Origin of the sequence: Mycobacterium sp., assembly GCF_044223235.1 — a bacterium.
GTDB lineage: Bacteria > Actinomycetota > Actinomycetes > Mycobacteriales > Mycobacteriaceae > Mycobacterium.
The window spans coordinates 83186-97498 of the sequence record NZ_JBGAME010000011.1 but is presented as its reverse complement, the minus strand read 5'-3'; the positions used below and the strand labels follow the sequence as shown (position 1 = coordinate 97498).

Genomic DNA, 14313 nt, shown 5'->3' with positions numbered 1-14313 from the left:
CCGACGTACCACTCACTTGCGGGATTCTTCAACCATTTTCGCCAGCAGCGGTGAGGCCAGGCTGAGTCCACCGCCGCCGTCCCCACGGTCCTCGATTCCGAAGCATGGCACCAAATTGCGGATGGCGTTGCTGCGCGCCATCTTCGATGGGTAGTGCCGCACTTCCCCGATGTCGGCGGGCAGGTCGTCGGACCATCCGATGGTGTCCGGTGACGTGCCTGGCCAGTTGGTGGGATGGTATGCGAATGAGGGGGTGTGGCTGAACGCCACCGGCGGAGCCAGCCTGGTGAACACCCCGGACGGGCTGTCCTGATCGACCGCGAACTGGACGAGATCCGCCATGCTCACCGGGGCGTATTCTTCGCCGTCCTGTGGCTCGACCACCGAAAGCGCCAGCGTCGCACAGCGCGTCAACGACGCGGCCACCTTCCAGTACCCGCCGCTGCGTTCGCGTTCGGCGAGCGCCGCTACCGTGCCGATCGCGCCGAGATATCCGGTGAGATAGTCGTTCATGAGGACGGTCACCACCGTCGGGGCGCCAAGCCGTTCGGAGTGGACGTGCATCACCCCGGTGACCGCCTGGGCGATCTGCTCGAATCCCGGGCGCAGATGCCACGGGGTGGCCTGCGAGTAGCAGGACACCTGGGTGACCACGAGATCCGGGTTGATCGTCTTGAGGCCGCTGTCGTCGAAGCCGAGCCTGGCCAGGCTGCCGGGACGCTGACTGGACACCAGCACGTCGGCGTCGGCGAGCAGTTCGGCGAACCGGGCCCGTCCGACGCGACTCTTGATGTCCAGGGCGATGTTGTGCTTGCCCCAGCTGACGTCCAGCCACAAGGGCAGCACCCAATCACCCACCGGGGGTTGGACTTTGACCACCTCGGCACCCTGTTCCGCCAGCAGGCGACCGACGGTGGGGCCGGCCACGAGGTGGGTCAATTCCAGCACCCGCAAGCCCTCCAGCGGCCGGTGGGCAGCGGGTCCCAACCGGCGGTTGCCCCCACCCCCGTGCGCGTCGATCTCCACCGCAGCACGCCGGGCGGTCTGCTCCCCTTGCGGGAGCGCCAGCCACTCATCGGGGCTGCGCACGATCACCAGCGGCAGGCCCGCGGCGGCCGCGTCGTCTTCGAGTCGTTGAGCGGTCCTGGTCGCGACGACTGCGGCGATCGCCTCGGCGGTGTTCGCGCAACCCAGGAAGTCCAGCAGCGCGTCGCGAAGATGCGGATGCAAACCGATCATCGTGACGTAGCGATCGTCCGCGGTGCGGTAGGTTCCGTTGTCCGGACCGATCGGCCAGGTGTCCATCAGAGTTCCGTAGCCATTGAGAAAATGCATCTGGCCGGAATTGAGCGCCAGTCCACAATGGCGGCGGTTGAGCGTCATAGTTTGTTCGGGCAGCCCGCGCATCGTGCCGATGTGTTCCACGACAGAGCCGAACGCGGCCATGGCGCCCGCCGCGTAATCGTGGATCTTGATCGGGCTCGGCGAATAGGCGATACCGGGTTCGACGGTGGCCTTGCCGGGATCGATCGGGAACGGTAGCGCGTCGGCGATCGCATCGTAGACCGATCGCTGTAGTGGGTCCGTGATCATGTCGATCTCCGATTTCCCTTGAAGGAGTGCACTTTCGGCTCGCGTCGATGGCGCCGCGGTACGTGTCGATACTGCGCCGGCTGCGGGGCCGGGGTCGATGGTGTGGCTGACAACACGTCCGCGGTGGCGTTGTCAGGGGAAACAATCGGAACCGTTCAACGGGCGTACCGCGCTTAGGCTGATGGTTATGGCACGCGCAGACGTGGACGCTCAGGTCCTCGAAATCGGCGCTCTGCTGAGTGCGCGGGTGGACGAACTCGCGCGACGGGTCGCCGCGGCCATTCGCGCCGAAGTGGACTTCTACAAGAAGACCGATGTGGTCAGCGACGACGAGCTGGTGTCAGCCACGGCGGAGAATCTCAAGTTCGTCTTCCAGGGCCTGGAGGTCGGCGCGGGGTTCGACACGTCCCCCGCGGTCGCCACGGGCCACAAGCGTGCGGCGGCGGGTGCGCCATTGCCGGCGGTGATGGATGCGTTCCGCGTCGCCTCTCATGTCGTGTGGGACACCATGATCGAATTCGCCGGCGAACATCCCCGCGTCAGTGGCGCCGCGCTCATCGTGGCAACCTCCCGGTTCTGGAATGCCCAGGACCGCTATACCGAGGCGATGACCGGTGCCTTCCGGCAGCAGGCGATGCATCAGGCGATCGAGGACGAAGCCGAGCGATCCGCGTTGGCCGAGGCGCTGTTCGAGGGCCGGCTGTCGGCCGACTACAGCCTGTGGGACGTCGCCCAGATGCTGCGTCTGCCCGGGCACGGCCCGTACGCGATCGTCGCGGCGGCGCTTCCCGCGCTGGGCCGACAGGCCCTTCCGGGCGTCGAGCCGCTGTTGCGCAGCCTTGACGTGTTCTCGGCGTGGCGACTGCTACCGGACCTACAGATGGGGATCGTGCACGTCGCCTCGCAGACGGCCATGACCAGGATGCTGGAACTGTTCCGGCGATTGACCGATACCGCCGTCGGCATCAGCCCCCCGTTCGACGATCTCGCCGATGCCGCAAGGGCGTTGCGTTACGCGCGAGTCGCCATGGGCGCCACTCGTCGTGACGACGACAACGTCACCGTATTCGAGGATTCGGTGCTGACGGTGGCCGCGGTCAGCGCACCGGAGGTGACGCGCAAACTCGCGGAGATCACCTTCGGTTCGTTCAACGACTTGCCCGCCGAGGAACGTGACACGCTGGTCGGCACCTTCCGCGCCTGGGTCGGCAACGACGGCTCGATCCAGCGGACGGCTTCGGCGCTGTTCTGCCATCCCAACACCGTGCGCTATCGATTGCGGCGCATCGAGGAGCGGACGGGCCGATCCCTCAGCGTCCCGCGCCAACTCGCCGAGCTGTGTCTGGCATTCGAGGTGGACCACCACTTTTGACCGCGACCGGCCCGCGCGCGGTTTCGACAAGGGTCTCCCTCACTCACAGGAACAGGTCGGGCTGTAGATCGTGGGCGTTGTCCGCGTGCCGATACCGCGACAGGTCGTCGACGCCGATACGTGCCAGGACGTCGCCGATGATGGGCAGCACCCGTCCGCCCGCCTCGTTGATCTGTTGTGCCGCGGCGTGAATCGTCCCGTCCAGTTCGGGGTGGGGGCGATCGGTCTTGGCGATCATGGCCACGTCGGCGCCGTCGGCAGCGGAGCGCAGGGCGATCGCCAAGCCGATGCCGCGGCTGCAGCCCCACATGATGATGGTCTTACCGGGCAGTTCGGGCAGTGAAGTTCAGGAGCCGATCGTCCGCGCGATGAAAAGACCGATGTCGCGGTGAACGACGGCTTTGACCGGCTCGTTGAGGATCTCGTGACGCGCACCGGCATAGAACCGGTACGCCAGCGCGCGGTGACCTCGGTGGAGGTAGCGGGTGATGAGTTCACGGACGGCGACGGTGTTGGCACCCACCGGATCCTCGGTTCCCGCGATGACCAGGATCGGCAAGTCGGCTGGGACGAGCGCTTCGTTCTGCGGGAGCCACAGACCGTGCATACCGGTGATTACCGAGTACGCCATGGCGTTGGAGAACGGGTGTCCGCACAACGGGTCCGCGGTGAAGCGGCGCAGCTCCTCGGGGTCCGAGGTTTGCCATTCCGAACCCGTGGGATGTGCGATGCCCCCGATGAACGGGGCGTTGAACGCCGTTACGATCGCGCCGAAATAGCCGCTCGGTGTGTCGGCTTCCGGCCCGGTGGCGGCGGCGCTCAACTTGTTTACCGCGGCTCGGTATGCGTCGTCGGTCAGGCCGGGAACCGATCCCATCGTCCCGCACAGGATGGCGCCGGCCAGCGCGTCACCATGGTGCTGGATGAGCCATTGGGTCAGCGCTGAGCCCATGCTGTGACCGAACGCGACCAGCGGCAGGCCGGGGTGGGCGGCGCGGACGACCTCGCAGAGGTGTGCGATGTCGTCGCACATGTCCTGCCATGCCGTCACGCCCGCCCGCCCGAGCCCGGCCGCACCGGCGGTTTGTCCGTGCCCGCGCAGGTCGGGGCCGTACACCACATAACCCTGGGCCGCCAGAAACCGGGCCAAGCGGTTATAGCGGCCGCTGTGTTCGGCCATGCCGTGGGTGATCTGCACGACCGCCCGGGTATCGATGCCGCACGGCGGATTCCACCGGCGGACGAATACAGGCGTCTTGTCGACCCTCGATTCCATGGTGAACGTGCTGAGCGCATCGTCGTGGAGCTCCGCCGCGGTGTCGTCCGAGCGGGCTTCCGCCGAGGTCATGTTCGGGGTGCGCCGGCGCGTTCAACGGCCGTCGCGGCCGAACGGATCCGAAGAGCGGCGACCACCTCGACGACACCCAGGACGATGAACCACACGCCGGCGACCAGCACGAGAACCTGTAACGACGGGAACGGGTAGGCCAGCATCACCAACCCGGCCAGCACAGCGATGACGCCGGAGAACCCCACCCACCCGCGCGAGGGCAGCGACGGGTCACTGATCGCGGCCACGGCCTCGGCTACTCCGCGAAAGATGAACCCGATTCCGACCCAAATCGCCAGCAGCAGAATCGAATCGGCAAGGCTGCGAAAGCACAGTACGGCGAGGACCACCGATGCCGCCCCGCTGAGGAACAGCAGTATCCGCCCGCCGGCGGACGACACCGGAAGAGCGAACGCGGATACCACCTGCGCGATGCCCGTCACGAGCAGGTAGGCGCCGAAGACGGCCGCCGCGACGACGAGGCTCACAGTCGGCCACACCAGGATGAGGATGCCGAGGATCGCGGTCAAAATGCCCGCGGCCAGTGCCGATTTCCACAGGTGGGGTAGTGGACTGGAATCAATGAGTGTCTGCATCGCCGACCTTCTTCCGTCGCAACGGCCCGGCCTGTCGCCGCCGTCGCGGATTGTTGAGCTGTCTCAGCGATCGTCAGCGATGCGTGGCCCGGTGTCGATGGAACCCACGACAACGCCATGCCGGAAATCGTGTGTGATGAAACAACCCGTGTACCGCCGCAGCGTGTGGATACTTGCCTGATGCCCGCTGCGCGCATCGCCCGGCTTGCCACCATCATGACCGCGTTGATGTGCCTCAGCCCGTTTGCCGGGTTCCGCGCCAATGCCTTCGCCGGAGTGGACGGTCCGGGCGCGATCAGCGTTGGGGGACTGCAGCGGACCTACTACCTGCACGTTCCCGCCGGGCTCGATCGTCCGTCGGGTCTGGTACTCAACCTGCACGGCGCAGGCGGCAACGGAGGCGCACAGGCGGCGGCCACGGGGTACAACGGGGTCGCCGACGCGCACGGCTTCGTCGTCGCCTATCCCGACGGGATCGACCTGAGCTGGGCCGACGGCCGCGGTGCCTCGGTGCCGGACCGACAGGGCGTCGACGACGTCGGATTCCTGAGCGCGCTGGCCGGACGGCTCATGGAGGAGTACGCCATCCAACCGGGCCGGGTGTTCGCCACCGGGATGTCGGCCGGTGCATTCATGGTCAACCGGCTGGCCTGCGAGCGGGCCGACCTGGTGGCAGCCATCGTGCCGGTCGCGGGAACCCTGGGTAGCGCATTCGCCTGCAACCCGGCGCAGCCGGTCTCGGTGCTGCAGATGCACGGCACCACCGATCCGGTCGTGCCATTCGGGGGCGGGCTGATGGTCGGCCGCGGCGGGCTCAGCGACATCGTCAGCGCACCCGCGTTGGCGCAGCGCTGGCGCGACGTCGACGGATGCCCGGCACCCAGCGAGAGTTCCCCGGCCATGGGTGTGCACCAGTTCGCCGCCGCCGGCTGCGGCGGCGGAACCGAGGTTGTCTTTGTGCAGATCGACGGTGGCGCGCACACCTGGCCGGGGTGGGGTTCCCCATTCGACGCGTCGCTGGCGGGCGGGCAGTTCTTCGCCACGCACGGCCGCTGACGCCCACCCCCAAACCTCACCCCTTGCCCGCAAGCGTGCGAGTCTGTACGCCGACACGCCGCTCGGGCCGTGCAAATGCGCACGCTCGGCCGAAGGTGGCGACGAACCCGCGGGGAGGCGGAGGTTAGCGCGACGGAGTGAACCCGCGCAGCCGAAGGCTGTTGCTGACGACGAACACCGAGCTGAAAGCCATTGCGGCCCCGGCGATCAGCGGGTTGAGCAGTCCGGCGGCGGCCAACGGCAGCGCCGCGACGTTATAGGCGAAGGCCCAGAACAGGTTTCCCTTGATGGTGCGCAACGTGGCCCGGGACAGCCGGATGGCATCGGGTACGGCACGCAGGTCGCCGGTCACCAGCGTCAGATCGGAGGCCTCGATCGCCACGTCGGTACCGGTACCCATGGCCAGTCCGAGATCGGCCTGTGCCAGCGCGGCGGCGTCGTTGACGCCGTCGCCCACCATCGCGACCACTTTCCCTTCGTCCTGCAACCGCTTGATGACGTCCAGCTTGTCCGAGGGCAGCACCTCGGCGATGACCTCGTCGATTCCGATCTGGCCTGCGACCGCGTTAGCGGCTCTCGCGTTGTCGCCGGTCAACAGCACCGGCGTCAGACCCAGATCCCGAAGTCCCACCACAGCGCCGCGTGCCGATTCCTTGATGGTGTCGGCAACCACGATGACGCCACGAACAGCGCCGTCGACGGCAACCCACACGGGTGTCTGGCCACGCGCCTGCGCGGTATCGGCGGCGCGGAGCAGCGCCCCCGGCGCGGTCAGGGACCATTCGCCGCGTAGCCAGGCGAGCCGTCCGGCGACCACGGCGTGGCCCTCGACGACGCCGGAAACCCCATGGCCGCTGTGGTTCTGGAAGCCGGCCACATCGGGCAGCGGGCCTGCCTCGGCAGCCTCGCGGGCGATCGCCCGGGCGACCGGATGCTCGGAGGCGTGCTCAAGCGCCCCGGCCAGCCGCAGCGTGTCGCTGTCGGCCTCCTCGACGGTGTGCACCGCCGCCACCGCCATCTGCCCGGTGGTCACCGTTCCGGTCTTGTCCAGCACGATCGTGTCGACGCGCTGGGTGGATTCCAGGATCTGCGGACCCTTGATGAGGATGCCGAGTTGCGCGCCCCGCCCGGTGCCGACCAGCAACGCCGTCGGCGTTGCCAGCCCGAGCGCGCACGGGCAGGCGATGATCAAGACGGCGACGGCGGCCGTGAAGGCGGTGCTGACCGCCGCGCCGGCCAGCAGCCAACCTGCCAGGGTCGCCAGGGACAAGGCGATCACGATCGGCACGAACACCGCCGACACCCGGTCGGCCAGTCGCTGCACCTCGGCCTTGCCGCTTTGGGCTTCGGCGACCAGACGCGCCATCTGTGCCAGCTGGGTATCGGCGCCGACGTGCGTCGCCCGAACCCGCACCCGCCCGCCGACGTTGACCGTCGCACCCACCACCTCGTCGCCCGGCCCGACCTCCGCGGGTACCGGCTCGCCGGTGAGCATCGAGACATCGATGGCCGATGCCCCGTCGACCACCACCCCGTCGGTGGCGATCTTCTCGCCGGGCCGCACCACGAACACGTCGCCGACCGTCAATTGTGCGACCGGAATGCGGGTTTCGGGGCCGTCCAGGCCGCCACGCAATACCGTGACGTCCTTGGCCCCCATGTCGAGCAGTGCCCGCAATGCCGCACCCGATTGGCGCTTCGCACGCGCCTCGAAGTAGCGGCCCGCGATGATGAACGTCGTGACCGCCGCGGCGACTTCCAGATAGATGTGCGGCTCCGCGCCGCCGGTCGGCAGCAGGCTGAAGGTCATCTTCATGCCCGGCATGCCGGCGTGGGTGAAGAACAACGCCCACAGCGACCACAGGTAGGCGGCGGTGACACCGACCGAGATCAGTGTGTCCATCGTCGCCGCGCCGTGCCGCAGATTCGTCCACGCGGCCCGGTGGAACGGCCACGCGCCCCACACCACCACCGGTGAGGCCAGGGTCAGGATCAGCCACTGCCAGTTGGTGAACTGCAGCGCCGGGATCATCGACAACGCCACCACCGGCACGGATAGTGCCGCGGATATCAGCAGCCGCTGCCGCCAGTACGCGACCTCCTCCGGTCCCCGGTTGTCGGGGTTATCGGTGTCATGGGGGTCAGCCTGCGGTGTCGGCAGTGTCGCCGTGTAGCCCGTCGACTCCACCGTCGCGACGAGCTCCTCAGGGCTGACTGTCTCGGGGAACTCGACCGTGGCTTGTTCGGTCGCGAAGTTGACGCTCGCAGTCACTCCGTCGAGCCGGTTCAGCTTCTTCTCTATGCGCGCCGCGCAGGATGCACAGGTCATCCCGCCGACTGAGAACGTGAGGGTGCTCATACGGTCCTCCTTCTCGTGCTGCGCTTCTCGCTGGTGTCGATGCGCGATCCGCTGCGCTTCTCGCTGGTCGCCCCCTCAGGCCGCGCAGCCGACGTCGTATCCGCAGTCCTCGATCGCGGCGGCGACGGCCGCCTCATCGGCGGTGCCGTCCACCGTGACGACACCTCCGGCCAGGTTGACCTCAACGCTGGTGACTCCGGGGAGAGGCCGCACCGCGGAGGTGATGCTGGCGACGCAGTGGCCACAACTCATTCCCTGTACCTGCAAAACTAATGCCATGATCGCCACTATATACCCGTAGGGGGTATGGGTAAAGGTTCATCAGATCTTCATGAAACGCCCAGCCGATGCATATCGCGGATCGGCACGCTCGAATCGGATGTCAAAACGAGGAGATACCACTGTGAGGTCGAAGCGAAGTGTTCAGGTAGGCGTCGGCGCATTCGCGGCGCTGGCCTTGCTCGTCGGCTGTGGCGGTGCCGGTGATTCCAGCGCCGATCAATCGGGTCAGACAACCCAGACGACGGCGGCGCCGGCGACCACAGCCCAGGCCGCCGATGCACACAACATGGCCGATGCCATGTTCAGTCAGCACATGATTCCCCACCACCAGCAGGCGATCGAGATGAGCGACATGCTGCTGGCCAAGCAGGGGATCGACCCGAGGGTCACCGAACTGGCCACCCAGATCAAGGCCGCGCAGGGTCCCGAGATCGAGCAGATGCGGGGCTGGCTGCGGGAGTGGGGTATGCCCGCGATGCCGGGCGGCGACATGGGCGGCCACGGTGGCATGGGTGACATGGGTGACATGGGTGACATGCCGGGCATGGCAGGAATGATGTCCGAGGCGGATATGACGGCGCTGCAGAACGCGGAGGGCGTCGATGCGACGAAGTTGTTCCTGAACCAGATGATCGAACACCACGAGGGCGCGATCACGATGGCGCAGAACGAGATCGACGACGGTCAGTACCCCGCGACCATCGAACTCGCGCATTCGATCATCGAGACCCAGCAGCGCGAGATCGACACCATGAAGCAGATCCTGCAAACGCTGTGATCACCGGTCGATCGGCAGGGTGATGGTGAAAGTGGTGAAGGTCGCCCCGCTCGGCCCGCCGCTGGTGACCGTGATGCTGCCGCGCTGCGCCTCGACCAGTGCCTTGGCGATAGCCAGCCCGATGCCTGCCCCGCCGCGTTCGCGGTTCCGCGCGGCATCGGCACGGTAGAAGCGCTCGAACACATGCGGCAGGTGCTCGGCGGGGATGCCCTCGCCCGTGTCGGTCACGGTGATCGTGACGTGGTCGCGGTCGCGGCGCGCCGCGACGTCGACCCGGCCTCCGCCGTTGGTGTGGCGCAACGCATTATCGAGCAGATTGGCCAGCACCTGTCCCAGGCGCAGCGGATCCGCCCAGAGTCGGGGGAGCGCGGTGCCGGGATGTGCGGCCAGCGTCACACCCTTGGCCGCGAAGCGGTCCGCCGCAGCGGCGACCGCGGCCGCGATCACCATGTCCGCGTCGACCGGCAACGCGGCGATCGACACGTGCGCCTCCTCTGCCTGCGCCAGCGCCGACAGGTCGCCGGAAAAGCGCACGAGCCTTCGCATCTGGTCGCGCAGCATCGCCGCCGTCTCGGGGTCGAGCGTTTTCACCCCATCCTCGACGGCCTCGATGTAGGCGGTGAGGACGGACACCGGCGTCCGGATCTCATGCGCCAGATCGCCGAAGAGCCTGCGCCGAGATGACTCCACCGATTCGAGACGGTCGGCCATCTGGTTGAAAGCCCTTGCCAGCGAATCGAAGTCATCGCCGAGGCCGGGAGGCGACACCCGCGAGTCGTATCGGCCTTCGGCCACCGACTCCGCTGCGGACGCCGCCTCGCGCACCGATCGAGCCACCCGCCGGCTGAAGTACCAGGTCACGACCAGCGCCGCGGCGGCGGAGATGGCCAGCGCGACGCCGATCGAGATCGCCGTCGCGTACCGGTAGGCCTCTTCCGCGTGGACCTGCTCACCCGACCGCTCGGCCACCCCCGCGCGCTGCAGGTGCTCGCGAAACAGCGGCGGGCCGACGACGGCGGCGACGATCCAGAGCGCGCTCGCCCCGGCCACCAGCACCACGATCTGAGCCAGCAACAGCCGGGTCGCGATCCCGGTCCCGAATCGACCTCCTGGCGCGTTCACTGCCCGGTGCCCATCCGATAGCCGACGCCGCGCACCGTCACCACGTAGCGCGGGTTGGCGGCGTCGTCGCCGAGCTTGCGGCGCAGGTGACCGATGTGCACGTCGACGACCTGCTCGTTACCGACCCAGTCCGCCCACACCGCCGCGACCAGTTGTCGCCGGCTCAGCACCACGCGCGGGCGCGAGGACAACGCCACCAGCAGGTCGAACTCGGTGCGCGTCAACAGAATCGGCTCGGGGCCGATCGACACCTGACGGCCCGCCACGTCGATGCGCAGCGCACCGAATACCCGAGCGGGTGGCGCCTCTGCCGGCACGGCACCGCTGGACGCCGGGATCGATCGCGGCCGCCGCAGCATGGCCCGGATCCGCGCCACCAGCTCGCGTGGGCTGAAGGGTTTCGTCATGTAGTCGTCGGCGCCCACCGACAGCCCGACGACGGTGTCGAGTTCGGTGTCCCGCGCGGTGAGCATCACGACGTAGGCGTCGGAGAACGTACGCAGCCGCCGGCACACCTCCAGACCGTCGATGCCGGGCAACGCCAGGTCGAGAACGACAACGTCGGGATCGATCTCGCGCGCCCTGGCCAGCGCATCGTCGCCGTTGTGGGCGATACAGACCTCGAAGCGCTCCCGCTCCAGGTAGCTGGCGACGATGCCGGCCAGCGGAACCTCGTCGTCGACCACCAACGCCCGGTATCCCGGGGCGTCAGTGGCAGGTTGCATATCGATCATCGTGCCGCAGGCCGGCGCGCGACGGTCCGCTGGCCTGGCATCCTGGGTTCATGGCAAAGGAAATCGACCGGGTCAGGGCGCGGAGCGCCTCCGACGTCATCAAGCAGCACCCCGGCATGGTGCTCTTCGTCGCGTCGCCTGCCCTGGTGGCACTCGGCGCCGTCTGGTGGTTGTTCGGCACCGGCTGGGCCGCGCTGATCCTGGTGGCGCTGGTGCTCGGGGGCGGCGCGGCCCTGCTGCTCAAGCGCTGACGACGCGCCTAACCCCGGCGCCTGCGCGCACGCCAGGCGCGATAGGCGATCGCCAGCCCGACCACCACGGTGATCGGGCCGATGATCGACCAGGTGGTGGTGTTGCTCATCGGGCTGCCGCCCAGCACGCCGACGCCCTGAAGTGTCCACACCAGCCCCGATGCCGCGAGTAAGACGCCAAAGACGCCGATGACGATGACGATCGCACTGCGCACGGCCACCACATTGCCACGGATTGCCGCGGAATTCCGAAGCGGGTCCGGCGCACCCGCGGATCGATGATAAGGAGCTCGTTCGCCCTGGGTGAACGCATACCCACCAACGCTGTAACAGTGTAAGCATGTAATCATGCGACATCATCACATGCACAGGCGCTCCGGCGGCTGGCAACAGGCCAATCAACCCGAGGCGGGCGACGCCCCCGACTGGTTCGCCGGACGACTGCCCGACAACTGGTTCGCCGGCGACCCCGAGGTCGTCGTCGATCGTGAGGAGATCACCGTCATCGGCCGGTTGCCCGAGCCCGAGGGCGGCGAAAGCGAGGCGCGCACGTCAGGCCGGGCCGCACGCTTCCGTGAGGAGACCAGGCCCGAGCGCATGCGCATCGCCGACGAGGCTGAAAGCCGGTACGGGCGCAAGGTGTCCTGGGGCGTCGATGTGGGCGCGGGCGACGCGCATGAGCGGATCCTGTTCACCCACATCGCGGTTCCGGTGATGACCCGGCTGCGCCAGCCCGAACGGCAGGTGCTCGACACGCTCGTCGACGCGGGGGTGGCCCGCTCGCGTTCCGACGCGCTGGCTTGGTCGGTGCGACTGGTCGGTGAACACACCGAGGAGTGGCTGGCCAAGCTGCGCGAGGCGATGGCCACGGTCGACGATCTGCGCGCCGAGGGTCCCGACCTGTAGTCACACCCGCGTCATCGCCCAATATTTGCCACGCTGTGCCATCAACTCGGCGTGGCTGCCGCGTTCGACGATCCGCCCCGCTTCCATCACCAGGATCACGTCGGCGTCGCGGATCGTCGACAACCGGTGGGCGATGATGAAACTCGTTCGGTCACGCCGTAATTCGCTGGTGGCTTGCTGGATCAGCAGCTCGGTGCGGGTGTCCACCGAGCTGGTGGCCTCGTCGAGGACGAGCAGCTGCGGGCGGGCGAGGAAGGCGCGGGCGATCGTGATGAGCTGCTTCTCGCCGGCGCTGATGGCCCCGCCGTCGTCGTGCACCTGGGTCTCGTACCCGTCGGGAAGGCTGTGCACGAAGCGGTCCACGTATGCCGCCCGTGCCGCCGCGATCACCTCATCCCTACCGGCATCCGGACGCCCGTAGGCGATGTTCTCGTAGATCGTCCCGCCGAACAGCCAGGTGTCCTGCAGCACCATGCCGATTCGCGATCGCAACGACTGGCGGCTCACCGTCGTGATGTCCACGCCGTCGACGAGAATGCGGCCCGCATCGGTGTCGTAGAACCGCATCAGCAGATTCACCAGCGTGGTCTTGCCCGCGCCGGTGGGTCCGACGATCGCCACCGTGCTGCCCGGTTCGGCGACGAACGACAGATCCTCGATGACCGGTGATCCCGGCCGGTAGCCGAACCACACCCGGTCGAACTCCACCATCCCGCCCGGGTTGGACGGGCTGGAGGACGGGCTGGGGGGCGGGAGCGCCGCCGGGGCGTCCGGTGTCATCTCCCGCGCGTCGAGCAGCTCGAAAACGCGCTCCGCGCTGGCGATCCCGGACTGCAGCGTGTTGTACATCGATGCCACCTGGGTTAGGGGCTGGTTGAACTGGCGGACGTATTGGATGAACGCCTGGATGCTGCCGAGGGTGATCTGGCCGGTGGCAACCTTCAGTCCGCCCACCACCGCCACCGCGACGTAGCTGAGATTGCCGACGAACGCCGTTGCCGGTGCCACCAGCCCCGAAAAGAACTGCGCGCCAAAGCTGGTCTGGTACACCTCGGCGTTGAGGTCGCGGAACGTCTCCTCGGCGCGGGCTCGATGGCCGAACGTCTTGACGACCGTGAAGCCGCTGTAGGTTTCCTCGATGTGGGCGTTGAGCCTGCCGGTGTTGCGCCACTGCGCGACGAACAACCGCTGCGAACGGCGGGCGATCCAGCGCGTGACCAGAAGTGACACCGGCACCGTGGCCACCGTGATCAGGGTGAGCAGCGGCGAGATGGTCAACATCATCACCAGCACTGCGACCACGGTGAGCACCGAGCCGAGCAGCTGGCCGATCGTCATCGCCAGCGACGTGGCGACGTTGTCGATGTCGTTGGTGACCCGCGACAGCACCTCCCCGCGCTGGCGCGCGTCGAAGTACGACAGCGGCAGCCGGTGCACCTTGGCCTCGACGTTGGAACGCAGGGTGACCAGGGTGCGCTGCACCGTGACGTTGAGTATCCGGGCCTGCAGCCAAACCAGCAGGGCGGCAATCAGATACAACACGAGCGCCAGCAGCAGGGTGCGTCCGACGGCGCCGAAGTCCACACCGCGCCCCGGTACCACGTTCATACCGGAGAGCAGATCGGCGAAGGTGGTGTCGCCGCGCGCCCGCGCCGCGTCGATCGCCTGTTCCTTGGTCTGGCCCACGGGCAGCTGCCTGCCGATGACCCCGTTGAACAGCAGATCCGTCGCATGGCCGAGGATCCTCGGGCCGATGACGCCGATCGCGATGCCGCCGACGCCGAGCAGGATCACCAGCACTGTCAGTCCGCGCTGGGGGGTGAGCTGCTTGAGCAGCCGCAGCGCCGTCCTCGTGAAATCGCGGGTCTGTTCGGGGGGCGCCTGCAGCATGTTGTGAATCGGCCGGCCGATGGGTGTGGTCATGCCCGATCCCC

General features: G+C 67.9%; 14 protein-coding genes and 1 pseudogene. 5 read left to right on the top strand and 10 right to left on the bottom strand.

The window, feature by feature from the left end:
• Positions 1-12: 12 nt before the first annotated feature.
• Positions 13-1593 carry a CoA transferase gene (locus ADBZ6K_RS15510; protein ID WP_526348169.1) on the bottom strand — a complete coding sequence of 527 codons (1581 nt, stop codon included), beginning with the start codon at positions 1591-1593 and terminating at the stop codon, positions 13-15.
• A 187-nt stretch (positions 1594-1780) separates the two neighbouring features.
• Between ADBZ6K_RS15510 and ADBZ6K_RS15505 the strand changes: the two genes are divergently transcribed.
• Positions 1781-2965: a PucR family transcriptional regulator gene (locus ADBZ6K_RS15505; protein ID WP_526348167.1), complete on the top strand. Its 1185-nt coding sequence runs from the start codon at positions 1781-1783 to the stop codon at positions 2963-2965.
• Positions 2966-3071: 106 nt separating this feature from the next.
• Here the strand turns inward: ADBZ6K_RS15505 and ADBZ6K_RS15500 are convergent.
• The 3 genes and pseudogenes from ADBZ6K_RS15500 to ADBZ6K_RS15490 form a co-directional block, all read right to left on the bottom strand.
• A pseudogene (locus tag ADBZ6K_RS15500) lies at positions 3072-3275 on the bottom strand (hypothetical protein); the annotation flags it as partial.
• Between the two features lie 36 nt (positions 3276-3311).
• Positions 3312-4313 carry an alpha/beta hydrolase gene (locus ADBZ6K_RS15495; RefSeq protein WP_526348165.1) on the bottom strand — a complete coding sequence of 334 codons (1002 nt, stop codon included), beginning with the start codon at positions 4311-4313 and terminating at the stop codon, positions 3312-3314.
• A complete protein-coding gene (locus ADBZ6K_RS15490; RefSeq protein WP_526348163.1) occupies positions 4310-4891 on the bottom strand; it encodes an HdeD family acid-resistance protein in 582 nt (193 codons plus the stop codon). Before ADBZ6K_RS15490 ends, ADBZ6K_RS15495 begins: the two co-directional genes overlap by 4 nt.
• Before the next feature lie 180 nt (positions 4892-5071).
• Between ADBZ6K_RS15490 and ADBZ6K_RS15485 the strand changes: the two genes are divergently transcribed.
• On the top strand, positions 5072-5947 hold the full coding sequence (locus tag ADBZ6K_RS15485; RefSeq protein ID WP_526348161.1) for an extracellular catalytic domain type 1 short-chain-length polyhydroxyalkanoate depolymerase: 876 nt from the start codon (positions 5072-5074) through the stop codon (positions 5945-5947).
• 124 nt (positions 5948-6071) lie between these two features.
• On the opposite strand, the gene ADBZ6K_RS15480 is transcribed toward ADBZ6K_RS15485, so the two are convergent.
• Positions 6072-8306 (bottom strand): heavy metal translocating P-type ATPase, encoded by a 2235-nt coding sequence (locus ADBZ6K_RS15480; protein ID WP_526348158.1) that lies wholly within the window; start codon positions 8304-8306, stop codon positions 6072-6074.
• A gap of 75 nt (positions 8307-8381) precedes the next feature.
• Entirely contained in the window at positions 8382-8585 is a 204-nt protein-coding gene (locus ADBZ6K_RS15475; protein WP_526348154.1) for a cation transporter, read from the bottom strand.
• A gap of 124 nt (positions 8586-8709) precedes the next feature.
• On the opposite strand from ADBZ6K_RS15475, the gene ADBZ6K_RS15470 reads away from it, so the two are divergent.
• Positions 8710-9366 (top strand): DUF305 domain-containing protein, encoded by a 657-nt coding sequence (locus ADBZ6K_RS15470; RefSeq protein WP_526348152.1) that lies wholly within the window; start codon positions 8710-8712, stop codon positions 9364-9366.
• Here the strand turns inward: ADBZ6K_RS15470 and ADBZ6K_RS15465 are convergent, their stop codons facing one another.
• Positions 9367-10488 carry a sensor histidine kinase gene (locus ADBZ6K_RS15465; protein ID WP_526348150.1) on the bottom strand — a complete coding sequence of 374 codons (1122 nt, stop codon included), beginning with the start codon at positions 10486-10488 and terminating at the stop codon, positions 9367-9369.
• A complete protein-coding gene (locus ADBZ6K_RS15460; RefSeq protein WP_526348148.1) occupies positions 10485-11222 on the bottom strand; it encodes a response regulator in 738 nt (245 codons plus the stop codon). The genes ADBZ6K_RS15465 and ADBZ6K_RS15460 overlap by 4 nt, the downstream gene beginning before the upstream one ends.
• Before the next feature lie 50 nt (positions 11223-11272).
• Between ADBZ6K_RS15460 and ADBZ6K_RS15455 the strand changes: the two genes are divergently transcribed.
• Entirely contained in the window at positions 11273-11473 is a 201-nt protein-coding gene (locus tag ADBZ6K_RS15455) for a hypothetical protein (protein WP_526348146.1), read from the top strand.
• Between the two features lie 8 nt (positions 11474-11481).
• On the opposite strand, the gene ADBZ6K_RS15450 is transcribed toward ADBZ6K_RS15455, so the two are convergent.
• Entirely contained in the window at positions 11482-11688 is a 207-nt protein-coding gene (locus ADBZ6K_RS15450) for a hypothetical protein (RefSeq protein WP_526348144.1), read from the bottom strand.
• Positions 11689-11821: 133 nt separating this feature from the next.
• On the opposite strand from ADBZ6K_RS15450, the gene abmR reads away from it, so the two are divergent.
• Positions 11822-12379, top strand: coding sequence for an ATP-binding transcription factor AbmR (abmR, locus tag ADBZ6K_RS15445; protein WP_526348142.1), 558 nt, complete (start codon positions 11822-11824; stop codon positions 12377-12379).
• On the opposite strand, the gene ADBZ6K_RS15440 is transcribed toward abmR, so the two are convergent.
• Positions 12380-14302 carry an ABC transporter ATP-binding protein gene (locus tag ADBZ6K_RS15440; RefSeq protein WP_526348140.1) on the bottom strand — a complete coding sequence of 641 codons (1923 nt, stop codon included), beginning with the start codon at positions 14300-14302 and terminating at the stop codon, positions 12380-12382.
• Positions 14303-14313 lie beyond the last annotated feature (11 nt).